24 protein-coding genes are annotated in these 25,609 nt (G+C 37.7%); 3 read left to right on the top strand and 21 right to left on the bottom strand.

Annotation, left to right across the window (positions count from 1 at the left end):
• Positions 1-19: 19 nt before the first annotated feature.
• From HQN83_RS03535 to HQN83_RS03520, 4 genes are all read right to left on the bottom strand, one after another.
• Positions 20-1,123, bottom strand: a complete 1,104-nt coding sequence (locus tag HQN83_RS03535; protein WP_173088624.1) for an endo-1,4-beta-xylanase — start codon at positions 1,121-1,123, stop codon at positions 20-22.
• 127 nt (positions 1,124-1,250) lie between these two features.
• A complete protein-coding gene (locus HQN83_RS03530; RefSeq protein WP_173088622.1) occupies positions 1,251-2,930 on the bottom strand; it encodes a glycoside hydrolase family 43 protein in 1,680 nt (559 codons plus the stop codon).
• Positions 2,931-3,176: 246 nt separating this feature from the next.
• Positions 3,177-3,788: a class I SAM-dependent methyltransferase gene (locus HQN83_RS03525; RefSeq protein ID WP_173088620.1), complete on the bottom strand. Its 612-nt coding sequence runs from the start codon at positions 3,786-3,788 to the stop codon at positions 3,177-3,179.
• Between the two features lie 1,615 nt (positions 3,789-5,403).
• Positions 5,404-6,069, bottom strand: coding sequence for a competence protein CoiA family protein (locus HQN83_RS03520; RefSeq protein ID WP_173088618.1), 666 nt, complete (start codon positions 6,067-6,069; stop codon positions 5,404-5,406).
• Positions 6,070-6,635: 566 nt separating this feature from the next.
• Here HQN83_RS03520 and HQN83_RS03515 point away from each other — a divergent pair.
• Together HQN83_RS03515 and HQN83_RS03510 are read left to right on the top strand one after the other, a co-directional pair.
• The gene (locus tag HQN83_RS03515; protein WP_173088616.1) at positions 6,636-7,391 is read left to right on the top strand and encodes an SDR family oxidoreductase; all 756 of its coding nucleotides are present in this window, start codon (positions 6,636-6,638) and stop codon (positions 7,389-7,391) included.
• A gap of 118 nt (positions 7,392-7,509) precedes the next feature.
• The gene (locus HQN83_RS03510) at positions 7,510-7,959 is read left to right on the top strand and encodes a DoxX family protein (RefSeq protein WP_173088614.1); all 450 of its coding nucleotides are present in this window, start codon (positions 7,510-7,512) and stop codon (positions 7,957-7,959) included.
• On the opposite strand, the gene HQN83_RS03505 is transcribed toward HQN83_RS03510, so the two are convergent.
• The 17 genes from HQN83_RS03505 to HQN83_RS25375 all read right to left on the bottom strand — a co-directional run bounded on the left by HQN83_RS03505 (position 7,956) and on the right by HQN83_RS25375 (position 24,192).
• A complete protein-coding gene (locus HQN83_RS03505) occupies positions 7,956-9,188 on the bottom strand; it encodes an RNA polymerase sigma factor (RefSeq protein WP_173088612.1) in 1,233 nt (410 codons plus the stop codon). The genes HQN83_RS03510 and HQN83_RS03505 overlap by 4 nt on opposite strands.
• A 53-nt stretch (positions 9,189-9,241) precedes the next feature.
• A complete protein-coding gene (locus HQN83_RS03500; protein WP_246254218.1) occupies positions 9,242-9,577 on the bottom strand; it encodes a YciI family protein in 336 nt (111 codons plus the stop codon).
• A gap of 832 nt (positions 9,578-10,409) precedes the next feature.
• The gene (locus HQN83_RS03495) at positions 10,410-10,673 is read right to left on the bottom strand and encodes a hypothetical protein (RefSeq protein WP_173088608.1); all 264 of its coding nucleotides are present in this window, start codon (positions 10,671-10,673) and stop codon (positions 10,410-10,412) included.
• Between the two features lie 198 nt (positions 10,674-10,871).
• Complete coding sequence (locus HQN83_RS03490) at positions 10,872-12,779, bottom strand: DUF2075 domain-containing protein (protein WP_173088606.1); 1,908 nt, start codon at positions 12,777-12,779, stop codon at positions 10,872-10,874.
• Positions 12,776-13,105 carry a nucleotide pyrophosphohydrolase gene (locus tag HQN83_RS03485; protein WP_173088604.1) on the bottom strand — a complete coding sequence of 110 codons (330 nt, stop codon included), beginning with the start codon at positions 13,103-13,105 and terminating at the stop codon, positions 12,776-12,778. Before HQN83_RS03485 ends, HQN83_RS03490 begins: the two co-directional genes overlap by 4 nt.
• A gap of 117 nt (positions 13,106-13,222) precedes the next feature.
• On the bottom strand, positions 13,223-14,290 hold the full coding sequence (locus tag HQN83_RS03480) for a type I restriction endonuclease (protein ID WP_173088602.1): 1,068 nt from the start codon (positions 14,288-14,290) through the stop codon (positions 13,223-13,225).
• A gap of 154 nt (positions 14,291-14,444) precedes the next feature.
• Positions 14,445-14,597, bottom strand: coding sequence for a hypothetical protein (locus HQN83_RS03475; protein ID WP_173088601.1), 153 nt, complete (start codon positions 14,595-14,597; stop codon positions 14,445-14,447).
• Between the two features lie 208 nt (positions 14,598-14,805).
• Entirely contained in the window at positions 14,806-15,465 is a 660-nt protein-coding gene (locus HQN83_RS03470; protein WP_173088600.1) for a hypothetical protein, read from the bottom strand.
• A gap of 11 nt (positions 15,466-15,476) precedes the next feature.
• Entirely contained in the window at positions 15,477-15,758 is a 282-nt protein-coding gene (locus tag HQN83_RS03465) for a DUF6804 family protein (protein ID WP_173087320.1), read from the bottom strand.
• Positions 15,759-15,769: 11 nt separating this feature from the next.
• Positions 15,770-16,276 carry a hypothetical protein gene (locus HQN83_RS03460; protein WP_173088599.1) on the bottom strand — a complete coding sequence of 169 codons (507 nt, stop codon included), beginning with the start codon at positions 16,274-16,276 and terminating at the stop codon, positions 15,770-15,772.
• Positions 16,269-18,266, bottom strand: coding sequence for a J domain-containing protein (locus tag HQN83_RS03455; protein WP_173088598.1), 1,998 nt, complete (start codon positions 18,264-18,266; stop codon positions 16,269-16,271). Before HQN83_RS03455 ends, HQN83_RS03460 begins: the two co-directional genes overlap by 8 nt.
• A complete protein-coding gene (locus HQN83_RS03450; protein ID WP_173088597.1) occupies positions 18,263-19,243 on the bottom strand; it encodes a DUF4407 domain-containing protein in 981 nt (326 codons plus the stop codon). Before HQN83_RS03450 ends, HQN83_RS03455 begins: the two co-directional genes overlap by 4 nt.
• Positions 19,244-20,479, bottom strand: a complete 1,236-nt coding sequence (locus HQN83_RS03445) for a DUF4407 domain-containing protein (protein WP_173088596.1) — start codon at positions 20,477-20,479, stop codon at positions 19,244-19,246. It lies immediately after the preceding gene.
• A gap of 10 nt (positions 20,480-20,489) precedes the next feature.
• Positions 20,490-20,960, bottom strand: a complete 471-nt coding sequence (locus HQN83_RS03440; protein WP_173088594.1) for a hypothetical protein — start codon at positions 20,958-20,960, stop codon at positions 20,490-20,492.
• 668 nt (positions 20,961-21,628) lie between these two features.
• On the bottom strand, positions 21,629-22,294 hold the full coding sequence (locus HQN83_RS03435) for a response regulator (protein WP_173088592.1): 666 nt from the start codon (positions 22,292-22,294) through the stop codon (positions 21,629-21,631).
• Between the two features lie 9 nt (positions 22,295-22,303).
• Positions 22,304-23,941 carry a tetratricopeptide repeat-containing sensor histidine kinase gene (locus HQN83_RS03430; RefSeq protein WP_173088590.1) on the bottom strand — a complete coding sequence of 546 codons (1,638 nt, stop codon included), beginning with the start codon at positions 23,939-23,941 and terminating at the stop codon, positions 22,304-22,306.
• A 122-nt stretch (positions 23,942-24,063) separates the two neighbouring features.
• Complete coding sequence (locus HQN83_RS25375) at positions 24,064-24,192, bottom strand: hypothetical protein (protein WP_262890039.1); 129 nt, start codon at positions 24,190-24,192, stop codon at positions 24,064-24,066.
• A 395-nt stretch (positions 24,193-24,587) separates the two neighbouring features.
• Here HQN83_RS25375 and HQN83_RS03425 point away from each other — a divergent pair, with 395 nt between their 5' ends.
• Positions 24,588-25,319 (top strand): hypothetical protein, encoded by a 732-nt coding sequence (locus HQN83_RS03425; protein ID WP_173088588.1) that lies wholly within the window; start codon positions 24,588-24,590, stop codon positions 25,317-25,319.
• Positions 25,320-25,609 lie beyond the last annotated feature (290 nt).

Raw genomic sequence — 25,609 nt, 5'->3', positions numbered from 1 at the left:
CAGTTCACCGGAAGCCAAATCATTTGAAGTTTACAACTCCCCAATAAGCCTTTTTACGGTGTAAGTTCTGATCAAATAATAAAGGGTAATTCTTCCTCCCAGGAACCGGATAATTATCTAACCAGGTGTACCGGTCTGAAACATTCCAGAAAGTAACACTTGAAATGTGCTTCTTATATTCCCTAAAGATTCGGAAAATATTCGTGTACTGGTCAATTTGCTTTTGTTCAAGCGCCGGTGTTAACTCGTCGGCTTCTCCTGCTCTTTTTTGTCTTTTATTCTTTTCCCATGGATAAATTGACATATCCAGTTCCGTAAAATGTATTTGTAAGCCTAAGGAAGAGTACAACTCAATAGCCTCACGTAATTCCTTCTCGGATGGCTCAAAAACCGACCAGTGGGCTTGTAGCCCTACCCCGTGGATCGGAACCTTTTGCGCAATGAGCTTTTTGAGGAGGCGATAAACTTTATCACGTTTCACTGGCCGCTCTGTATTATAGTCATTGTAAAAAAGTAGCGCATCGGGATCAGCAGCATGAGCATACTCAAATGCCTTTGCAATAAACTCTTCACCACAGATTTTGTACCATAAAGAGTTCCTTATAAACTCATCATCAGCATCACCTATTACTTCATTTACCACATCCCAGGCATAAATCTTTCCCTTATACCTTTTTACAACGGTGGTGATGTGATCTTCCAACCGCTTAAGAAGAACTTCTTTTGTAACCAGCTGACCATTTTTATCTTTGAACATCCAATCGGGAACCTGTTCATGCCAGCATAAATTATGTCCCCTAATCTTTATTTGGTGATTTTGAGCAAAGTTAACCATCGAATCTGCATCACGCCAGAAATATACATCCTCCCGAGGATGTATGCTTTCCATTTTCATGGCATTTTCGGGGGTAATGCTATTAAATTCCTTTAAAAGAAGTTGAGCCTCCTCACCTTTTAAAGTTCTGTTGTTCACTGCAACACCAATAGGAAAGTAATCTTTATAATATTCTTTAAGCCCTTTAATACCCGATGGGTTTTGGCCTTGTGTCTTGCAACTTATTAAAATCCCCAATACAAAGAGGATCAATCTAAATTTTTCAGCTTTTAATCTATATGGTTTCATGTTGCTTAAAGTGTAGGTGCCAGTCAGAATGTTCCAAATGGCTATTGAAATAACGCCGAGGCTTTTTTGTGATCTGCCAGAAATGCTGCCAGATCACTTTCAGTATATTTTATGTTCAAATAAATGGCTACTTTTCGTAAGTGCTGTCATTCCCGCTATAGCCAAACCATTTGTAAACAGCCTTGTTATCGGTCGATTGCCCTTCAGAGGTAGCATACATACCGTACAATGCCCCAACAAAGCCCTTTGCGACCAGTGTACTTAAATACTTTCCATCAATTTTATCGGCTAAGGGTTTCCAGTTGTTTTCTTGTAAAGCATACCAAAACGAATAAGCATCACCTTCGGAACTAATTTTAAAGTACAAGTTTTTTTGAGTAGACGGCAATTCAACCTGTTTTAACAAATCCATTTTATCAGTAGCCGGATTGCCTTTAAACAATTGAATTACATCTTTTCCTTTATCATATGATTTGCACATAAAATAAAAGTGATTTTCGTTTTGAAAAATAACCATGCCTGCCTTCTCATTCGCCTTTGTGGTAGAAAAGCTCATCTCTGTTGAGGCTGAACTCAACAGGTGCTGCTGCCTTCTTCCAATAAAAGCAGGATTTCCTTTTTCCAAAATTGTTTGCGGAAGAAGCTTAATGGTAAGTGCGTCTTTATTGTCTTTAAAATTATACCATGAGGGATTGTGGGTACGCAGAAATAAAAAGGCTGTACTGAGGCTATCTTTAAATGGAGCCTTGAAATCGAAATTCCCCGTAATAGGCAGTTGATTGTCTGGTTTCACTTCTTTCCAGTTTACTTTATACTCATATTGTACTTCTACATGATCAGGATTTATAACTGGCCAATCATTTATCCATTTAACAGGTGCAATAAATACTTCCCGGCCAGTATTATAAAAATCTCCTTCATATGGGCGAACTCCTAAAAAAACTGCATACGTATTCCCATCAGGTCCATCTACCAAGTCTGCATGGCCGACTGAGGATATCGGGTTTTTTCGTTTAGGATCCAGCTGCCTTTGAGTCAAAATAGGATTCTTTTCATAGGGTATAAAAGGTCCGCGGACGTCTTTACTTCTGAAAATCACCTCTGAATGGTTAACACTTGTTCCTCCTTCAGCAGCCATTAAATAATAGTATCCGTTTCTTTTATAGATATGTGGCGCTTCGATCCAAACTGGTTTTTTACTAATATCCACACCCCCATTTACCAGCATTTTTTCAGTGCCTATGGGTTTCAGAGTAGCCAGATCCAGTTCGTATATCTTTACGGTTCTGTGTCCGCTATACAATGACTTGTAATCAGGAGGATCACTGTTGTATATGATAAAGACCTTATCATCTTCGAAATATAAAGAGGGATCTATACCTTTCACCTCTTTTAGATAAATCGGGTCACTCCAGGGACCCGCAGGATTTTTTGCGGTGATGATGAAGTTACCACCCTTATCAATATTTGTACAAGTAATATAAAAAGTCCCTTTATAATAATTTATTGCCGGTGCAAACAAGCCTCTGGAGATCTGTTCCCCCATAAAATCCATTTGTGAAGGCCTGTCAATCGCACTTGTAATCTGCTTCCAGTTTTTAAGGTCTTTACTGTGAAATACCGGGATTCCTGGGAAATAGACAAAAGTCGAGGTTACCATGTAATAATCCGTTCCAACCCTACATATTGCCGGATCCGGATAAAATCCAGGAAGAATAGGATTTTTTAAAGTCACTTGTGCGCTGGTGTTTGAAAATAGAAACAGCAGAACGATGAGACAAGAAAGAAGTGTGTGTGTTTTTTGCATATTTGGTTAAATTAATGCTTCAAAACTAACTCAAGGGGAAAAGGAAAGTGACTTCATTTGTTGATTTTAAGGCTATAAATGTTTGTTTTTCTATGTGCCATCCTTGCATTTGCCCTCAAATTACTTAAAGATTAACTCTTGGTCTACTTCAGTAAAATAAAAATGGCTTTTCCTGGCATTCTTTGTCTACTATAGTTTTTGTTAAAAAACAACATTAAATGGGTAACATTTGATAAGGCTTTCATTCTATTTTCGCACGCACCAGGTAGTCATGGCTCTGATGTTTTGTACGTTGGTGGTTTTGATGGGTTCGTAAATGTGTCCGTCAAGTCGTTTGGTGAGCCGCTGGAGCATTTCTTGGTTGACCAGGAATCTTTCTGATCCGTCAGGAAGGATGTATCGGCCATTCCCAATAAACCTGACAGAAGTTTCGATTCCGATTTCTGAGGCGAGGCGGCAGAAAAAGTATCCTCCGGGTTTTAAGGCATTCCACATGGAGCTTAACATGGCATCAAAATGCTCTTGGTTCTCTGCAAAATGTAGGACCGCGGAGCTAATGACCAGATCAAAACTTTCATTTTCAAAAGGCATTTTTTCTACCGGTGCTACTTTGAAGTTTTCTTCGATATTGATATGGGGAAAGGCACTGGCAAAGTTTTTAAGCTGTGCAACAGCTTCAGGGTTTTTATCTACACCGAATACATTTGCGCCACTTTTTAAAAAGTAAAGCAGGTTTCTTCCCGTTCCGCATCCAGCATCTAAAACAGTTTTACAGTTGTCATAGGTGCCTTTGGCCAGTTGGTCAAATAAATAAATATCAATGTTCCCGAAGATTTCCTCAATGTGCTGTTTTATCATCTCTTTGCAAAGATAAACACTGGGAGCTGTGAATGGAAATTAGTATTATTTTGTGACCTATGATTTGTTTTGGGCGGTATCTTCGGTTGAAACTTAAGTAAAGGATTTGCTGGTTTGTCGGTAATGATTTATCCCTCTAGCTTATTTTAGGGTGAAAAATGCTTATTTTCATAGAAATGAGCAGTAGCACCTCAAATCTGTATTTTAAATCGAAAAAGACTTCGTTAATCATATTAGCGGTAGTGGCCTTGTTCTGTTCCAGAATGTTGTTTTTCTTTTTCGATGATCCTGAAGGCCCTAATCTTCTAATAGTCGCAGTTTTGGCTTTGCTTATCTATTTTTTTTCTTTAGCGGTATATCTATTCACCCCTTCCAAAATCAGTGGTATAAAGAGGCTTTTGATGGTGATTTGTAGCCAGCTACTATTGGTCATTGGTCTCTATTTTTCTATGAAGTGATTTAAGGTCTACCTGTGCTCAGTATTTAGGTGTCAAATTTCAGAATGAGACCCTTTGGTTTGCAGGCAAAACATATCGGGTAAAGCCAGGGTGATGAAGCATCAGAGTTGCTTATCCCCGAATTTCACTGCGCATAAATAGATAGTGGGAAAGTGCATAGCAAATTGCGGTTGCTGACTCTGGGTGTGTAGTCCCCGGTTGCCAGGCAAAAAGGAACAAGAAAAATAATAAGGATTTGGACCTGGCATGAAGGTTTGAAATGAGGATTTTACTAACCTAATCTAAATACTGGAATTGATAACAATAGTCTAAAAAAAATGTCGGTTTAATATTTTTGTCCTGGGTGCAATTCAAAAAAGAAACTAAAATTTTTCAAACTGATTTAACATTTTCAATGACAATGTTGTGGGGTATAGACAAAGGCGTCATGTTGTCTGGGTGATGTATTTCCTTTAAATTAACCCCAAAAATACACCTAGTATTTTGAGGGTTTCACTAAAAAAACAGGGTAAAATATAGCTCATTTAAAGCTTTATGTAATTTTATTAATTGATTCAAATATAGTGTAATGAATTATTTTTGATAAACTTTTAGTTTAGATAAATGTGCCCTCCCTACTATTTTTTGAAGGAATGGATGTGTTAGAAAATATTTATTGTTTTAGGTTATTTTCTTGTTGGATTTATTATGCCAATTGACAGGATATTTGTCGGGGAAAAGCAGGCTTGTAATGCATGCCCCTGTTTGCTGTCATTTCACCAGGGGATCCTATTTTTGAAAAATTGCCGGGTAAATTCTACAATGGTTTAAAAGGTGCTATCAGGCTTAAAATACTCAACCTGTAGGAATAATTGCGGTTCAGTCAAAAACTTGCTTGCGTGCTGAAGGGATGGTTTTACCTGATCAGCCCTCCTCAGAATGAACGGCATTTAGAAGCCGACGAGTGTCCTTTAAATTTTCGCTTTTGTAATGGATGAAAGCGCTACCCGGTGTTCATCTTTAAAAACACTGATGTCGAAGTCGCCACTATACTTTTCAATTAAAGGATGCCGATCTTGAGTTTCTTGCTGCTGATGGTGATCTCCCCAGGCAGGCAACAATGGTAAGCTCCTGCTTAATTATTACTTTGATGGAAGTTGGAATGAACTTGTTTCCTCTTAAGCCCTATACTTTTCAATAAATTCCTTTCGCGGAATCATATGCAGGTAGGGATAGTTTCCTGATAGCTGTTGCCTTTGTTTGAGCTGATAAAGAAAATGCCCACCAAGATCGACAATAATGGGGCATTTTGACTGGTACCATACCTGATGCGGATGTTTCCAGCAAAAGGAGTAATAGTAACTGGTGAGCGGTATTTTCTTTAGTTCGGGATGGTAAAAGTTTAGTATTTTCGGACGCCTTGCTCCATGTAACAGCTCTGAGCGTCTGATCATAGAAAGATGATCACTGTGGCAAAACTCAAAGTCCGATAGCCGGGGATCATCCACATCAGGCAAATGCTTCAAAATCCTGAAGCCCTTAAATTTCTTACCATTCAGTACCCACACCAGTTTAGGATAGAAAGTTTCCCGGCTTTCCAGTTCTTGGATGCTGATCGGCGAATTCTGAAATTCAAGTGTGGTACCGCAGGGTGTATGCACATCGGCGCGATGTTGCTGCTGGCTCGCTTCATCCCAAAAGCAGACCTCCCGGAACGAAGTTGGAAAAGCCATTTTCCAGTCCCGGTGCCAGGGCGTTTCCCCGTAAGACCTCAATGGCTGGATTTCCGAAGCAGTAACTACAGGAGCAATTTTTTCCGGAAATGGCAATGCATTGAAATCCATTAAGGTTACCTTGATTTTTAGTAGGAATTCAAATTTAAACTAAAAATATTAGTAATCAAATTAACGGATGAAAAGTTAGTGTTTTGATAAATCCTAGATATTTTTTGACTTATTTGCCTTGTGAAGAATGAATATCCGGTTATAAGTTACACTGATAAACTGGGTTTCATCAAAACCGGAATTAACAAGGAGGGAAACCTGAAAGGAATCCTTTATCTCCCGATCTACAATTAGATTTTGTTTCAGATACATCCTGCAAATTTAAACCAAATTAAATGATCCATCTGCAAACAATTGCAGGTGGTATCATTTCAGAATGATTAGCTGGCGCTCCCATTTGAGTAAAGGATAGAGAATGGCGCGCCACTTGGGTAGTGTAATGGAAACTCTTGGGTTTGGCATTAATGCTTTTCTTTTATTTGCGACAGTTCGATCTTGGATTAAGCGGTCATTTTTGCTGTAAATCGCAGGTATTAACAAAGGAGAAATAAAAACAACTGAATCTGTCCAATTTTAAAACATCGATTGTTACTGCTATAAAACAATCAAAATTTAAGCATTAACATATGAAAATTGTCGTAATGGGAGGCACTGGCCTCATTGGAACAAAACTGGTGAAAACTTTAAGCGAGGCTGGACATGAAGTATTGGCCGCTTCCCCGGCTACCGGGGTAAATGCCGTTACCGGAGAGGGTCTCGCTGCAGCATTAACTGGGGCAGATGTGGTGGTCGATGTAGCCAACTCTCCATCATTTGAACAAAAAGCAGTATTTGATTTCTTCGAAACTTCTGGAAGAAATCTGATTGCGGCAGAAAAAATAGCTGGTGTGAAACACCATGTTGCCCTATCAGTTGTGGGTACCGACCGTCCGAACGCCAACACCTATTTTCTGGCCAAACTTGCACAGGAGAAACTGATTCAGGAATCCGGAATTCCTTTTTCTATTTTGCATGCTACACAATTCTTTGAGTTTGTAGGTGGTATTGCCCAGGCAGGAACCCAGGGAGATCAGGTCCACGTTTCGCCGGCATTGTTCCAGCCTATTGCAGCTGAAGATGTAGTTTCGGCATTGGCAGAGGTCACCACCGGATCTCCATTAAACGGATCAACAGAAGTGGCCGGTCCTGAAAAAATCGGTCTTGATGCAATCGTCAGGCAATATTTAGACCTTAAAAACGACATCAGGCAAGTGATCTCAGACGTTCATGCCCCATATTTTGGTGCAGAAATCAATGACCAGTCCCTTGTTCCGGGAGATCAGCCTCGTACCGGCAAACAAACCTATGGAGAGTGGATCCGCAAACCGGGTAACTTAAGATAAGTAGGCATTACAATCTTTCTATGTCTAAAGGTCGTCTGACCAGAAAACAGGCGGCCTTTCGCATTTAACAAAAGTTTTTGAGTACATTGAATCCATCATACAAAAGCAAGCTTAACCCATGAAAAAATACAGCAATGCAGCACAACTATTCCTGCGTATCGCATTAGGACTTGCCTTCCTTTCTGCTGTCCTGGACAGAATTGGATGGCTGGGTATGGCAGGACAGGCAAATATTGCCTGGGGCAATTGGGCGTCTTTTCAGCAGTACACCCATACCCTGCTCCCATTTTTCCCAAAACAGCTTTCCGATATTATGGGCATTACCGCGACAGTAGCTGAAGCGCTGTTTGGCCTGCTGTTGATTGTTGGTTATAAAACAAAGACAACTGCGATCGGAAGCTTTATATTGTTGTTGTCCTTCGGGCTTATGATGACCCTGGTCCTTGGCCTGAAAGCGCCGTTAAACTATTCTGTATTCAGTGCCAGTGCCGGTGCCTTGCTACTTGCTTCTTTACCTTCTTACAAATGGAGTCTGGACAATTTGATGGACAAATCGGATAAAGATTAGCCATTCAGATGCCGGATGTGTCTGCTGATGATTAGCTGATCAGCATCCGAACTTGCCAGTAGCAGTGCCTGCTTGTAATGCTGTAAAGCAAGTGCATCATCGACATCTGTATACAAGTTACCCAACAGCGAATAGTAAAAATGATTTCCGGTCAGTTTCAATTTTTCTGCTTCAGCAATAGCTGTTACTTTCCCCTCGACTTTGGCCAGTGCAAACATTCTGTTTAAGGCCACAATTGGCGAATATTCAAGTACCAGCAAGTTGTTGTAAAGCTGAAGAATTTGTTGCCATTTTTCAGTGGTGTCTGCCTTATGTGTATGCCAATAGGCAATGCCGGCTTCCAAATGATACTTGGTCAGCCGACTGCCACTGGCGGATAAACCCAGGTAATATTTACCCTGCGCTATCAATTCCTGATTCCATAGACTTTCATCCTGATCACCATACAAAATGGCCTCTCCCTCTGGGGTCGCACGGGTATCAAAGCGGGAAACATGAAAGCACATCAGGGAAAGCAAAGCATTTACTTCTGGAAGATTTGTCGTTTCCTGATCCGCCAATAGGTAGACCAAACGCATTGCTTCCGCGCAGAAATCCTTTCGGAGTGTCGTATTTTGTGCAGTAGAATAATAGCCTTCAGAAAACAGGAGATACAAGGTGGTCAGTACTGTATCCATGCGTAAGCTGATCTCCGTTAAACCTGGCTGTTCAATCTTCATATTTACTGCTTTCAGCCGGTCCTTTGCGCGCTTAAGTCTTTTATAAATGACTTCCTTATTGGTTAGGTAAGCATCGGCAATTTCCTGAATGCCAAAGCCGCAAAGCAGATTCAGCGCCAGCGCGACCTGAGATTCAGTAGATATCTGGGGATTACATATGGTAAAGATCATGGCCAGCTGGCTATCTCCTATATTTTTGATGGACAGATCCAGCTCAAATTCCTCCATTTTTTCTGCTTGATACTGAAGCTCAGGAGATAGCTTCTGCTGGAACAAACTATCCCGCTTTAGGTAATTTTTGGTTTTGTTCTTTGCGACGGTATACAACCAGGCAGTTGGATTTTCCGGCACTCCCCTTGCACTCCAGATCTCCGTAGCTGCAAGAAAAGTATCACTCACAATATCCTCAGCTGTTTCCACGTGAGCGATACCAAACAAACGGCAAAGTACGCAAACAATTTTTCGGTACTCGTTCCTGAATAGGTTTGGGATCAATTCATGTTGCTCCATATGTACCTCTAAAATGCGTTTACACTCGAATGCAAAGATGTCATCACCGGAATTTAACCTTCAGGCTCTGTAGCCATCCGTACCTCTACATTTCCACCTAGCTCCAGGATCGGGCAGTTCTGTGCAATTTCAACAGCTTCTTCATAGTTTTCTGCCCTGACAATGATCAAACCTCCGATAGATTCCTTGATCTCCACAAAGGGACCGTTGATCACTTGCTTATCTGATTTTACCACTTGACCGGCAATATCCCAACGCTGTAAAGGTCTTGCCAGTTTATTCTGCGCCGCAATCCCGCCGAACCAGTTTTGCCAGGCTTTAATCGAATGTTGCAATTCCTCAGGAGATGGCTGTGCTTCCTTATTGGTGAAATCTCTTCTGAAAATCAATAAAAATTCATTCATATTCCTTTAATTTTTAATGTGATATCAAACAGTGACAACCCAACAAGTAAAATTGGACATTCTTTTTTAAAAAAGATAAATCTATTTTTTTCAGCTGTAGGATCAACAGAAAATAGGAACTCCAATGGATAATGCAACCTAGTACTTTGATCATAATCCGATTCCATCCAGACTCTGTTACAGATAATTGTTGCTAGCCTAACTATTTTTTACTTTGAAGTTTTTGAGTTGTGCATACAACAATGGTAATCCCTTTTTGATCCAAGCTTTCTTTAGTGCTTTAGGAGATAAGTATTCAATGATGTTGTTATCTAAACTACAAAGCAAGGTCGGTACTAGCATTCCGTCATAGAGTTCTATCCTTTGAAAACTTTGATACTGACTATTTATATGCATCAGATTATCATTAAATACACCTTTAATTGTATCTGGTCTGACAAGATGCCCACCTTCAAGAACTCTTTGTTCGACCCTACCAATACAATCTCTAATTCAATTGAACCTGGTAACCAGCTGATTCAAACATATCTATATACTTCCAATAATCGGGATGTGAGAGTGGGGTCTCTAATACGAAATGCTCGTTATTCTTTATAGCTTTTTTCATTTCCTCAAAAAGCTTTTCCTCCATCATGCGAGTAGCACGAGGAATTATATCTGTTTTTAGAACCCCTTTTGTCTGAAGCTCTAATTCAAAGTCTACCCGAGTTCGACTCTATCAAAAGACAACAATCCCTCAAAAAAGTCAGGTAGCATGGTCTGAATATGAGTTGACTTGCCTGCACCATTAGGGCCCGAAATTACTAGCAGAGTGGGCTTAGAGTAATCCATAAGCTTTACGGACGCTATCTGCCTGCAATCCCTTAAGAACCTTAATTACTCGTGTACGGAATTTTTTTCCAGCAGATACAACTTCTTGGATTTCGATGCGTCCATCAGCAAATTCTTTATAAACTTGTCCTTCAGGGAGACTTTCGGAAAGAATAAGAAATGGCAGATCCTTACTGAAATTATTTGCCCTCAGATTTCTGATTGTAATCAGATATTTCTCATGTTTAGTTTCAAGCTCTAAATCTGACATATTTTTAAATCGATGATTTAGTGTAAAAATACAAAAATTAAGACAAAATTTGAAATTTAAAGCTTTGAGGTAGATTCAAAGGCAACTTTCCTGAATGTAACAGTTGTATCAAAAGATACCAAATGGGAACGGGATTGTTCAAGCTTATTTGCTTTAATCTGGTTTAAGTTTCCTTAAAGAATGGGTATTGCTAAACTCCTAATCTTTCCTTATCCTGCTTCTAAAATATCTTTCTGTCTCCTTATCCATGAAATAAACATAGCAAGCACTCATGCCACGACCCAAAAGGACACGATAAGTGTTTTTTACAAGTTGTAGAAAGTCTTTACTGCTTTTTACCTGACCGTCATAGCTAAATTCTGGGAAGCCTTCCCACTCCGCTGTGTCAGGATTATAACGAAGATCTTTGCCAAAAATCACTCCTGAATAATCAAACTCAAAGCCTTGAGCTGTATAAACACAACCAACTTGATCTACCCCACCTTCATCATAAGCCCAATATTGAGACTTGGGAATACCCTTACGCATTCCTGTTAATCCTTCTTGTGCGTTCCATGGCCTTGAATAATCTCCAATTTGAACGTCATTGATTAACTCCCTGTTCTCATCCAGCTGCTTGGACCATGGCCAACAGAATCCAGCGCTGATTCTTGCGGTAAATCCTTCTTTAACTTTAGCCCTTATTACAGCTTCTAATGCTTCAGGCGAATCCATAATAACAAACTTAAAATTAGGCTCGTCTATCCACTCCGGATGCGCTGTATTACGAATCTTTAGCATATGATCTATCCAATCACTATAGCGTTCTGATCCTCCGTTGCGAAATTGCGCCTGTAAGTCGTACTCGTATACTTTACATCCTGCAGCCTCAGCCTGCTCTTTAATAAATGCAGCGGAGCCTATTTCTCCCTTGCGTACGACTTGATAGTCATCGATCAGGAAAACGGATACTTTAGCTGCATTTAATAGATCCTGAACTTGTAGCTTACCTGTTGATTTAAAAGGATATCCAGTCTTTTCACGAATACGATGCGCTTCATCCATCAATAAAATATCGATTTCATTAGATTTTGCTTCGCCATAAGACATAAAGTATTTTAGAAGACTATTGGAGTTTGGTCCTAATATTTTTCGTAAGGTTTCTGTAAATGCTTTAGATCCGGTAGCATAATGTGCATTAAGGTTTAAAGCGGTAAGATCTGCGAGTAACTGCAAACCAATAACTGACTTACCCGTACCAGCACCTCCTTTAACGATAATGGCATGTTTTTGCTTATGCTCCAGTCCTTTTTGTACAATGCTCATGACGGCGTCGTAGACAATCAATTGTTCATCGAGCAATATATAATCGCCCTGAGCCTTAGCCCGGCCAAACAATTTCAGTTCTCCTTTCAGCTTCTGCTTAATTACAGTAGAAACTTGCTTCAGGAGCTTCTTTGAAGGTCTTAAACGACTATCCTCGATCTCAGCCAATACTTGCATCCCATCACCATGTTTCACTTTGCTGGTGATAAAGCTGGATAGTTCCGTTCTATCGTCAGATGTAAACACAGGAAATCGGCTTAGGGCTTGTTCAAAACGTGCATCTGTTAATACATCGTCTTTAAGAAAGGTATAATTGTGGAGGTAGCTACATGCAGATAATCCTACAGGTTGATCCCCCTCGTAAAACACAGTGCTATTATCCTGCAAGTAATACATGTAATTCCCAACCTGAACACTTGGGTGAAGTATGGGCCTATTACCTCCTCCTACCCAGGTGACTACGTAATCACTGTCGTAATCTGTAAAGCTGCATTTATCCCATTGTTTTAACTCGACTATGACAGCATTTTTTTTCTGATCTTCATCTTTACCGCAGATTACCACATCGATACGCTTACCACTGAGTGGTAATTTGTATTCTACCATTACGCCCTGATCTGTAAGGTTAGCACGCTCCATAATATCCGAAAGACGGAATAAAGAGTTTCGCCAGGACATCACTTCGTTTTGTGATGGCTGAAATCCAAATTGCTTGAGGAATTCTACTTTTAACAGGTCGGCGATTTGGTTGTTGACATTTAGCGCTATAAAATTAGCTGAGGAACCTGCGTATAGTCTCATAGTTCATTGTATTTTGTTGCAGTTCCTTTTGCTTTGTCAACAGGGTACTTTGTTGCATTTTTCTGGATTTTGTCCAATACGATTTGCTTCACATCAAAGCCATACTTTTCAGCCAATAGAAATGCGTAAGCAAATACATCTGCTAATTCTTCCTTTACTTTCTCTGGTTTCGCTTCTTCAGAGGTTTTCCATAGATAGGCTTCGAGCAATTCACCGGCTTCAATGTTTAAGGCTACCGCCAAATCTTTTGGATTGTGAAACTGTGACCAATCACGTTCGTCTCGAAACGCAATCAGCTTTGCTGTGATCTCTTCTATTTCTTTCATGCAGGAATATCAATAAATTGATGAAATTTATTAATCGTTGATTAAGATGCTGAAATTATAGAAAAAAAGTCAGAAAAGGTGGAATGAGTTTTAATTGCTGATAGGGTTATATAAAATCTATTTCTTTTCCAACCTCTCTATCACTAATTTTAACAAATTAGCATGCCCATATATCTCATCAATTGAGTTTATTTCATACTTCACTTCCTTCTTGTTCTCATCGAGAACAACCAAATATTTCTTATTTCCGAGATACAGCCTACAAATCGTTTTGCGGTTATTATCATCTAATAATATTGCAAAATAAGATAGTGCATCACGATGTGTAATCCGTTTAGGTTCTATTATCTCCCTCAATATTGACTTAACAATAAAGAATCCCTCGATCTCTTCTTCTGTTGTTACAACACCATTCTCTGAAGCCATTACCGGTTCTGCGGTAACCTTCCCCTCTGTTTCGTTGCTGTTTGCCTCTTCTTTCACTAATGCGGTTTTTAGACGATCTGTAATCGCATCATTTAGAACCTGATTTGAGGAACGTTTAACCAATTCCGTAAACTGGTTTAGAATTTTCTCAGTCAGCTTACCTTGGTATACCTGATTAGCAAAGTGCTTTACAAATACAGTGGAAGGATTTCTTAATTCAGATGTAATGAGCGCTTTTAACTCGTTGGTATATTTAAGGTCGGAAGCGGTATTGGATATGTTTTCTACATCGAAATAGGATTTGTGAAACTTCTTCAGCTCTTCTATTTGCGCTTCTTTAATTTCAGAGATATTAAATTCAAAAAAAGGCTTCTCGTCCATCTTGTTTGCATCATTCAAATCTGTATAGAAACGATAAACCAATCCATTGGTTAACAATCCAAATTTAGCTTTGCATACATGGAAATATCTAAACAATTGAGAGTTATGAGGATCTAATTTTTCCAGATGATGTTTACATTCAATAATAATGATAGGCTCGCCATCTTTCATGATTGCATAATCAACCTTCTCCCCTTTTTTGATACCTATATCCGCTATAAACTCAGGATTTACCTCGAATGGATTAAATACATCAAAACCCATGATTTGTATAAAAGGCATTACTAATGCATTCTTTGTAGCTTCTTCAGTCTGAATCTGTGGGACCATCTTCTCTACCCGAGCGGCCAATTGTGCAATTTGATCTTTAAAGTCCATAGTTTATTTGGTTAAGTAATAGAATATTATGTTCATTTATGCTGGTAACAGTATCCGCCCCCCTTAACCATACGCTTGCATTGAGCTCCTTTCTTAGTGATCCCCTTACATTGGGAGCTAGCTGATGTATTTGCTTGTGGTTTGGGGTTAGAAATTAGCGTATTGGAAGATGGCGATTTAGGAGAGCATACGCCACAACTCCCCCCTGAGTTGCAATGGCCGCAATACTTGCATGAACTACAAGCCCTGCAATTATCGGCACCCCTACAAGTTGCGACATATCCATAGCCAGTAGTTTTCTCAACAAACGGTGAGATATTGGTAAAGGAAAACATGCTGCTAAACAGCATCAACACTAAAAGATTTTTCATGATTGAGTAGCGTTAAAAAATCTATTTGCATCCCTACGATACAAATACAATATCTGGTTAACTCAAATATTACCAATTTACCTCAGAAAAGCAATAATTAACTCAAAATAGTTATATGTCAACTAAAAGATAATAAAAATCGAATTAATTATTAAAATCGTCTTCTGTAATTCCACTCGAATTAAATGAGTCAACGCTTGAGTTTGAAATGACATCTAATTCTAAACTAAAGCTTGGAATATTATATCCTGTGGCAACCTTTTGTCTATTAAAATCCAAAATATCTTCACCCTTTTCATATAATGCATTAGACATAAATTTCCCTAAGCACTTCCCATCTTCTGCTTTTGAAATCCATTTTTTGCCATATGCGATTTTTAAATAATATTGGTCCTCAGGCAGGTTTTTTATTGCATATGTGCTGCCACTATTTATAAAAACATACCTAATACACCGATTAGAAGAGATAGACATCATTTTAATTACAACGGCTGTACCACCACCTACTGTTACAACAAGCTTATTGTTCAACTCTCCATATCTAGGACGATAATTGTAACAGTCTGGCATTGCTCCATTTGAAAGATCGCTAGTTTTCCATCCTTCGCTACCTAGACGATCTTCTTCTGAAACAGGTTGTTGGGGGGATGCCATCGTAGTATCCGGACTTTTAGAATTTTCAAATTCTTGTGATAGCTCCCCTTCATGAGGCTGTTTTACCTCAATGTCTTGGAATGTGGAGGCGTTATTACAGCTTGAAAATGTTGTTAAGCATATAGCCAATAATAGTATGATTGTTCTCATATTAACGGTGATTAATTAGAAAATGCCTTAGAGAAAAACAAAACAGCGCTTGCAATATCTATTGGTATCCAAATGCTTTTATCATGTAAATACACTGGGACCAATGGGTTAAATATGATGGCTGTAATTCCAAAACTGATTACCCATAGGTTGATTCCCTTTTTAAAATCCTGTACTACAACTAATATAGAACCGATGGTTACAATGATTCTTAGGAATGTAAAATAACCTATTGGAAGATTAGTTATAGCTAATAATAAAAAGCAAGCACATGCTATTAATAATATCTTCATAAAAGTAGTGTTTAGTGGTAAAATGGGACTTCTATATTTGGAACTACTAACCTTAACAGCAACTCTAAAACTGATGAAAGACTCAGCACGATACCTATTAGAATACTTCCTTTTATTATGAAGTAGGTATAATTATTAGCGCTCATCTCTTGTCCATCACTTCCCGTGAATACTACGATTTTCGTTAAAAACTTAGTAACGTAGAACCAGATCAGAAACCAAAGAAAAGCCAGGATCGTAATAGACGCAATGCTTTGGATTATTAGAAGAATCAATTGATCTGGTCGGATTTTGGTGACATTATCAACCACCTCCAAACTTAATCGCACTACATTTGCAACAATGGATGCACCCGACATAAATAAAGCAAAAAACCAAATTCCATAGGCTAATTTGAGATTGCCATCCTCGTCTTTTTTCGCTTTAAATGGCTTCAAAATCAAATGGATAATGAGCAGGAGCAGAACAAAGGAGATCAGAATTGTAATTGGTAGGGTAAATAGTTTAATTTTATTCATTTTTTTTGGATTTTAAAGATATTCGCCAGTAATCTGTATTTGAAATCTCATTGGGTAATATTCCGGGTTTTGCATTAAGTGCAGTAGTTTCCCAGAGTATATATCGCTGGTTATTATAATTGTATGTTACTCCATCATATGGAAGATTTACTCCTATTATTGAATGACTATAATAATCACTACTTAAGAGGGTAACATCATATTTATAATGGTCCAAGACCGTGTAAAGTAATAAAGTCCTCGTATCGCAGTCACCATTTAAGGAGCTCAGAAATTCTACCGGTGTATTTATACCGAAACGTTCATTCCCATCACATCTGGCGTTTTTTGATGACAAATACTTTGTTGTAAACTCATCTTCGTAGAATTTTGAATTACAAGAGCTTGGAAGAATTATAGTATAAGGTATTGTTTGCACAAAAGATACAATTGCTTCAGCAAACTTGTCTGCAGGGAGTTTATTTGAAATTCGTAACGAATCGAACATCTTGTATAAACCACCCAAACTGGCTTTATCAAACTCTTTTAAAGAGAAAATTGCTTCGTCATAACTCCTTTCATCAATCACAGAAATTGGCAATTCATTCTTGTAAGTATGCGCCTTCTGAAGATGGTTCTTACTTAGATAAAAACTACCACTGTAAGTTTTACCATCGTAATCATCCCAACTCATTGTATGTGTAATTAATGTGTCTAGCCTCAAATCTTTCGATTTCTTTTCTATCACTGGAACTAATTTTGATTCTATAGGCCTTGGTTTAGGTATGTTCGCTGTTTCTTGAACTCTATTCCTTTTATGGTTTATAATTGTAGAAGCTAAAGCGAAGACATAAAATCCAAATATTAACCAAACAACAGCACTAGAAAACCAATTCCAAAATCTAATAGGCAAAAGATTTAGGAGAAACGGAAGTAAAATAAATGGAAGTAAAAAAATAAGTTTAGGCAAAAGAAATAAGAAAAATAAAATAGCAAAAGTACTTCCGATAGCCCCAAATACGGAGCCTAAACACCCATTGTCTTTTACTATCCCTGCTGGTTGCTTATATACCCAGCCTCCGGTGTAGGTTGTTTTGTAATCGCTTTTATAGTAAGTAGATCTTACGTAGTCACCCTTTGTTTCTGTTTTTCCAGTTGGTACATAAGTATCTCGTAACTCTTCTTCTACCCACTGACCCCAATAGGTTGTACAATCCGTATTAAAATACTGTTTTCTATAGGCAGTCCTGCCATTTTCCTCCCTTTCTTCTTTTAGTCCAGTTTCTCCAAAACACTCTGTAACTTCTGTTACCAACTCATGTTTTTCTTTCCTAGCTATATACCCATAAAATTGTCCTGTAAGGGTGCCGAAACTCTCACCTTCATGTTTAGTAACATTGACAATTTGCGGATGAGGAATAGTAAGATCTAGTACATCTAATTTGTAATATTCAATCTTATTTTCTCTATGGATTTGACAATTAATAGGTTGCTTAATATTCAGATCAAAAGGCTTATGCGCATCAAAAACCTTCTTAAACTCTAAAGGTACTTGCTCCGATGAATACATATTTTCGAAAAATACTTCAGCATCTATCTGGGTTGTATTAAGTCTATAAAATGTTTCCTTTAAAATATTCTCAGCATCGGCATCCACATGAAATCCTCTGTACTTAATAAAAATCACGCCCTTCAAATAGGTCCGGGTTTCGACATCTACTGTTGTTGTCCTGGTATATGTTCGAGTATTTTTTTCGTAACGGCTACTCGTGAGAGGATTCTTTTCCTCCTTTTTTAAATATTGATCGTAAATTGACCGATCATCTGGGTTACTTAAAATCTCATAAGCTTCATTGATCTCTCTTATCTTATTCTCAAACTCAATGTTTCCAGGATAAAGATCAGGATGGTAACGTTTAACCTGCTTTCTGTAGGCCAGTTTTATCTGATCTTCCAGAACGCCATGTTCTAGTTCTAGAATCTTATAATAATCTTTAGAAAAATTTATCATAGATCTATAAGGTTATTAAAGAAATCTTCCTGACTGCGATATTCGGGAACTGGTTTTCGTATAGTATTAAAGGGAGGATTTATAAAGGGCTCGTAGAATTCAACGTCTAGGTCATATTTAAATCGGAATAATTTTGAATAATACTGTTTAAATCTTTTGTAATCCTCTTCAACTAAAGTTTTATCGCTGTGCTTTTTTAGTGTATAATATCTACTATTACCCGAAATTGAATAAATCAGTGCAATTGGTGCACAAAATATTCCAAGAATAACAACGAGAATAAAATTCGCTATCGAATATTTACCTGCAAATTCAATTCTCTTTATGAAAAAATTTGATTGATGTATTTTTGTATATGCATTTGTATTTGCTTCATCAATTAAATTTTGAATGTTTGAGAGTTGTGTTTCTATTTTTTTTACCTGCTCATTAATGGTTTCACCTGGCCCTAATGAGGCATAGTGTTGTCGTTCATGAGTTAGTTTATTTATATCCGCCTTATAAAGATCGGTATTTGTTTTGCAGAAATTATTGTAGAGCTGTTCTTTGTAGTTTACGATGTCATTATCTAATTGGTGCCGCACAAAAAATATTTTAACGGGCTGGGCAATCAGGAACCCTATCAAAAGCACAAAACCAATTCTCGATAGATTCGACAAATTAAAAAACTTAATTTTATACGTAGTAGGAAAAACTTCCTTTGAAAAAGTTTGGATCAAAAAAATGTAGATGTTAAAGAACATTAAAGAAAAAAAAGAAGACAAAAGAAGCTCTGCGTGCCACATGCTAAACATAAGTTCGAATGCATAGAAAACAGATAAAAAGCTTATTATCATTATTAATACAACCAAAGATCCAGATAAATAGAACTTGGAAATGTTATCGTTATCTGTCTTTTGGAGAATAGCATAATCAATCCCAATCAAGCTTACAATTGATTTTCTATTTAAAAATTTGATATATACTTGTCTTGACATCTAAGCTTCTTTTATGTACTCATCTGGGTTTTGATGGATGTCATGAAGTTTTTTATCCTTCCATCGATCAATAGCATTTGAACTAAGTTCACTTTGGGCTTCGAGCAATCTTATTTTCTCCTTTAAAACTTTTATTACCTGATGATTGATTACATTATCACGCTCGTGTCCTTCTCCGTCAGGATAGAAATTATATTGGATTTCAATACCCTTATCTGCTTTAACTAACTCTTTTATGTTTTCTTCCATGTAGTCATATGGGCTTTTGATTAGCATTAATTTAAAGAAAATGGGTGTTAGCTCTATTGTCATAAAAAGTAGCGTTACAAATAGCGAAATTACCCAGCCCGCTTGTTCATGCGCCAACTTAATTCTTTCAAGAAGCCCATCTAATCCTGCGGAAACCTTATCAGACTCTTTAAGTTTACGATTTCTATCCACCTCGAGTTCATCTAATTCTTTTTTAACTTTAATATATTCAGGATCATTTTTAACTGACGCAATTTCGGCTTCGTTCGCAGCCAGTTGCTGTTTAAACTCTATACATTTTGTTTTGCAATCACCATTAGATGTTTCATATGCGATATTTGCTTTTCGCTCAGTACTGATAAGCTCTAATGCTGCAATTTTATCCAAAGTTTTTTTTATCGAGTTCTCTTTCTTTTCGATTTCAGAATTAAACACCTTATCTATGTTGGCTTTGTAAGCTTGCTGTTGCTGTATTTGTTTTTCATGTAAGGCAACATCAATCTCTGTTTTGAACATTCTGATTTCAACCGGCTTTGATATTGTCAAAGCTATTATGGCTCCCATAATTATTCTTGGCAGTGCGCCAACAAGTTCTTTTCTGGTTATTGCTTCTGTCCCATCTCCTTTTCCTGTACTTGTTACAATGAACCTATCAATGTTGAAGATAATTGCTCCCCAGATTATTCCAAATACAATGGATATTAAGGCGGTTGGTATGTCGGTTGGATCATAATCTCCTACAACGCCTTCTACAGTTTTAAAGGAATCAATTGCATTCCCCTTCGGAGCGAAAATAGTATAAAATGCATATCCTCCAGCTATAGCGGCCATAACCCCTGTTGCAATTATAATACCGCCTAAACAGACGTATTTAATCTGGTCGCCATAAGTACTTCTTTCCAGAATAAATCTGTCTGCTCCTGCAGCCTTCCAGAAAAGCCGCATAAATTTACTTGATTTTGGTGATTGGTAAAGTTCACTATCCATGCTTGTTAGATTAATGGTATTTAAGATTTATTATTTTTGGCGTACCGCTTAGGTTTTTAATGCTGGTATTGAGTGTTTTAACAGTGATTGTTTTTGGATTTGTTCCAGGAGAAGGCATAATAACTTCGGTCTTTTTTTTAAGATCACCTGTTAGGCACATGTTGAACTCAATTTTATCGGAGATAACAACCCTTGTAAGCTTAATAAATTGTCGTTCTGATCTCCAGCTATTTGATATTATGACTTCAAGAACATCAGTTTCTACAGGAATGGCTATGTATGCTGAAGAATGCGTTTCTAAGGACGAGAATTTCGTGTTTTTTACTCTAACCTTGTAAGCATATCTAATATTCCATGATATCAAAAAAAATGGCTTACTTCCAATTACGTAGTCTACGTATTCCAAATCCAGAAATCTTGGCTTTTGAAATACAAAACTGTTCCTCATCCAAAAAAAGAAGCTAGCTAATTTAGCTTTCATTATAGTTTACACTTATGATTTAATTTATACTGATAACAATAAGCCACTTTAGGCATTGTAGATATTAACTACACGTAACAAGCACTGGAAAGTATCCGAAAAATAGAGAATCGAGCGGTAACATAATATTCGCTTCTAAATCATTACGATTTAGAAGCCATGAATCGCACTCCTTAGAAGCGCAATTCAAGAAAAATTTGGTTGGTTACTTCAAATCTTATTAAAAGATTTCAATAAAACAATTATTTGGGTTAATTTTTTTAACTGATTACAATGCAATAAACAATTAAACTTGACTATAGTGAAACAAACTTTCTTTGGTTCGAATTGCCGAAGTAAAAATGTATTGTATTTCAAGCCACTTTAGCCTTTGTGACACGCGCGTGAACAGTAATAACACCCGTCAGATTTTGGATAGGTTCTTTTCGCTTCAGTTACTGCAGGTTCACAAGAATAAAATTCCCCCAAATACTTTCTGTTAGCTATTTCTGGTAGATAAATGCAACTTTCACTATGGACTTCATGATCGCCATTGGCCTGCGCATGTGTGTTTACATAATACTTCTTTTTCATAATTTTAAAGTTTTAGTTCCTAATTATGAATCAAATGTATAGAGGAAGATCAGACTTTCCTTACGGGAAACCGTAAAGCAAAAACCGATAATAAATCAAATGATTTTGAAATCTTTACAATATGCAATAAGCTGCTCATTAGTTGAAAAGCCCAACACATCTCTAATCAGATTAAGTCGCTTTTCAAGACTGCTTAAACCAGTAGGTATAATCTTATGTTCTTTAAGATATTGGGGGATTTCTTTTTGTTTCGCGCCTTGAGCAAGCAAACGTATAATTGTTGTATCGTATGGCGTAAAAGCAAATGAATTGTTTTCTCGTGTGGTTTGCCTGATTTGAATAGGAAAATAAGTTTTCCCTTTAGCGATCGACTCTATAGCTGATCTGAGCTCCTGGACATCATGACGGGCCTTACGCACATAAGCATCGATCCCAAGGTCCCTGATCAAAGAACTAATGACTTCTGGCCTACCCTCTGCAGAAAACACCAATATCTTTAACTCAGGTTGAATCTCTTTGACAGCTTTAATGAGGGCTGCGCCATCAGTAATCTCCTGAATGGTATGGTCTTCTACAAAGGAAAGATCAGTGATAAATAAATCATAAGGTTGAGCGATGTTTAATCCTTTCCGAATCCAAGATAAGGCTTGGTCACAATAGGCTACATATTTAGGATCTTCAACTCCCAGATCAATTAGCGCCCGTTTAACGGATAGACTGGTGTTTTCGTGATCCTCAGCAATTAATACGCGTTCGAACATGATATCTGTTTAGGTAGTAGGGAAAAAAATGTGAATGCTTAATCCCTTTTCGTTATTTGAATCAAAAGTAATCTCACCACCTATACTTTGAATACGGTTTCCCGTATTGGTGAGCCCATTATTAAATTTTGGTACCCCTTTAATGCCTATTCCATCATCAGTATAATAGATATTCACCTTGTTTTTAATATGCTCAAACTTGATCACCACATTACTTGCAGCACTGTGTTTATCCATGTTTACCATTAGCTCCTGAAGAATATGCATTATTTCGTGTTTAGCTTGTACACTTACCTGTTCCCATAATTCATCCTCATTGCCGACAAGAGATACCCTTCTTTCCTGAGTACCATAGGATGCCATGAGGCTATTAATTTTCCCTTTGAGATCAGGTTCAATAATTGGGGTTTCGTCATAAGCATCATAGGTAATGCCTCGGGACCTTTCGTAGAGTATTTCTATTCTATCCAGGATTTTTTCTTTATCCAGCTCTTCCTTATTCTCAATTTCAGACATTACGGTATAGAGGCCATTTGCAACTACATCATGTACCTTTTTATGAATTTTTAACTTGTTATCCCGAATCATATTTTCAGCCTCCAGCTCTATTTTTTGCCTCCTTTTTTTATACCAAAGCAAGCCAAAAGCAGATCCTCCAATAATTAAAATTAATGAGGCAATGATGAAAAAACGTTGTCTGGTAATCTGATACTTTTTCTCGTTAACATCTTTCTGAAGATTTAGATTTTCAGCTTTATTCTTTTCGGTTTCATAACGAATCAGTGCAAACTGATTTTTAGCTGCACTACGAACAAGCTGTACACTATCGGCAAGATGCTGATAGATTTCAAAATAACGCTTGGTATCGTTGGCTGGACTAAGCTTGATCAGCATTTGAAGAGAGTTGAGTTGATCGTCAGTACTGCTTATTGCTTGAGCAATCTTATATTTTCTATGGGTATAAACTAAAGCAGAATCTGGTTTTGCATCAAAATAGTAATCAACAAGATGGCCCAGACTTGCATTTTGTCCCCACAAATCTTTTTCCCGCTCTCTTATACTTAAGGCTTTTAGAAAGTCTGGCACTGGTTTGTAAGAGCGGTTTTGCATCCATTTGGTTTTGGCACTGTTAGACAGTATCCTTGAATAGGTGATTGGATTCCCGCTAATTCCTTTTTCACCCATTAATTTTTCAAAATATTTCAAGGCTTCGCTATACTTTCCATAGCTACTTAAATTGATCGCAATATTATTGAAATAGATGGTCCTGGAATTTTCATTCTTGGTAAGCGCTATTGCTTTCAGATAAAACTGATTGGCTTCCTCGTATTTTTTTAAAACATGGGCCATTTTACCTAAATTATTGTAATTCGAGGAAAGTATCTCGCTTTGTTCTTGAATGTTAGGGTTCAGATAGGCAATGGCAGAAAGTGAGATTTCCTGACTACCAAAGTAGTCCCCTTTATCACCACTAATGATTGCCATATTGATTAGGGATTTGGCTACCTTTACTTTATCGCCATCCTTCAATGACTTCTCTTTGGCTTTATTGAAGTAAATGAAACTACTGTCTGGGAGATTATTGTCCCAAAAAAACCATGCACGATCATAGTACGCATTATCAAATTGTGGTATTTTTTGCTTCATTTCTTGATGGCAAGAAATGAACAGCAACAATAGAAGAGACGTAATTAGTATTTTCAATATTTTTAATTATTCTCCTAATTTATAAAAAATGCGGGCAAAATCTTGCCCGCATTGAAACATGACTATCTTCTAGGAGGATTATTACCTGTTTCGCCACCATGATCACCAGGAAGTGGCGGATCGCCAAAGGTTGTTACTGTACCGTTACCACAATCTTTTGGAGTGTTATAATGAGGGGTTGCGAATCCCATGATCAAAGCAAATAAAAATGCAAACATTGTCAAAAATTTTAGAATTGAAATACTTGGTAGGCCTCCGCGATCCATACGCGGAGGTTGCTACATTGCATTTCAGAAGCGCTTCTGAAATTTTTGGGAAGTAGAATGAGATTCCATTGCGGGCGGCAGTAACTGCTTCCCAAACCGGTCACGTCCTACCGCAACTTCTTCTCATTTTTTGCAATCTGTTTGTACATGAGTTACAATAGCTAATCGACCCTCGAACTGATTACGGAAGCAAATGTATAGGGCTTGAAATCGTTAATTAGCAGGCGGTTCCGAGGATTCCGATAAATCCACCGGAAATCCGGAAAACCGTAAAAGAATCCGAAAATTCCGGCTACATTTACTTATCAATTATTTGGATAATGCTCGAGGATTATAAAAAGGCGGTGATTTCTAATTACCACGACAAGAAAGAAAAGGGATTACTTTCTTTAAATTTGGCACATCCCACACCTGCAAAACTGCGGAATGAATCCATTGTTGCTTTAAGGTCAAGAACCAAGAAGGAAGATGATGCCTTCATAAAAGATTTTTTCAATTTCGGCACCAAATTAGAAGACTATAGCCGTAGTATCGAGAGATTCGACGCAGATAAATTAAGACCCCTAGTTAAGTTCTTAAAAGGCCTAATAGAAGATACGGATCCTAGAAATGTGGAACTTCTGGCATGGCTTATAGATTTCGAACCTAGACCCTATAAGTTTGGGGTTGATTATGTACTGGACATCAAACCGGATAAAGAATCTGGAATTCCTGATAAGGATGAAGAAAAAGAAGAAGGTTCTGAGACATTACCTGAGTTAACTAAGGAAAGAGAATTTGAGAAAAATAGTTCCTTTCTCCCCACTAAAAACAGTTCAATAGCCAGAAAGGCTATTGTGCCGATGATGGTGCTTTCATTAGTAACCATCGGTGTTTATTTGTATACAAATCACGGGATCAAAGCATACATATGCGATAAAGGATCTGCCAGAAAGTATCATCTAAGTGATAAGTGCCCAGCTTTGAAAAATTGTAAGGATCAGTTTGTTCAAACTAGCATAGCCGAGGCGGAGAAAAATGGTAAAACCCTATGTGGTTTTGAACATAAATAGATAAGGTTCGTCTTAAAATTCTCTTGCATTACGGAAAACCGTAAGTAAACAGATTTACAGCCTGTTATATTTACAGCATTCAAAACCACAACCTTATTTTAAATTTTCTAGAAATTAATTATGGAAACAACTCAAGCTATTAAACCTGGACCAAAACCCAAAAAAGACAATGGGGAAGATGACAAAAGGAGAAGAGTGCGGCCAGAAACAAAGCCTAAACATCCTATTTTAAAGCCTCACGAACATAGGCCTAAAGATTAAAGGAAATAAAATAGCGCTCATCCAATGGG

Origin of the sequence: Pedobacter foliorum, from assembly GCF_013266735.1 — a bacterium.
GTDB classification, from domain to species: Bacteria; Bacteroidota; Bacteroidia; order Sphingobacteriales; family Sphingobacteriaceae; genus Pedobacter; species Pedobacter foliorum.
Note: the sequence above shows the minus strand (reverse complement) of the source record. Positions and strands in the feature narration are given on the sequence as shown.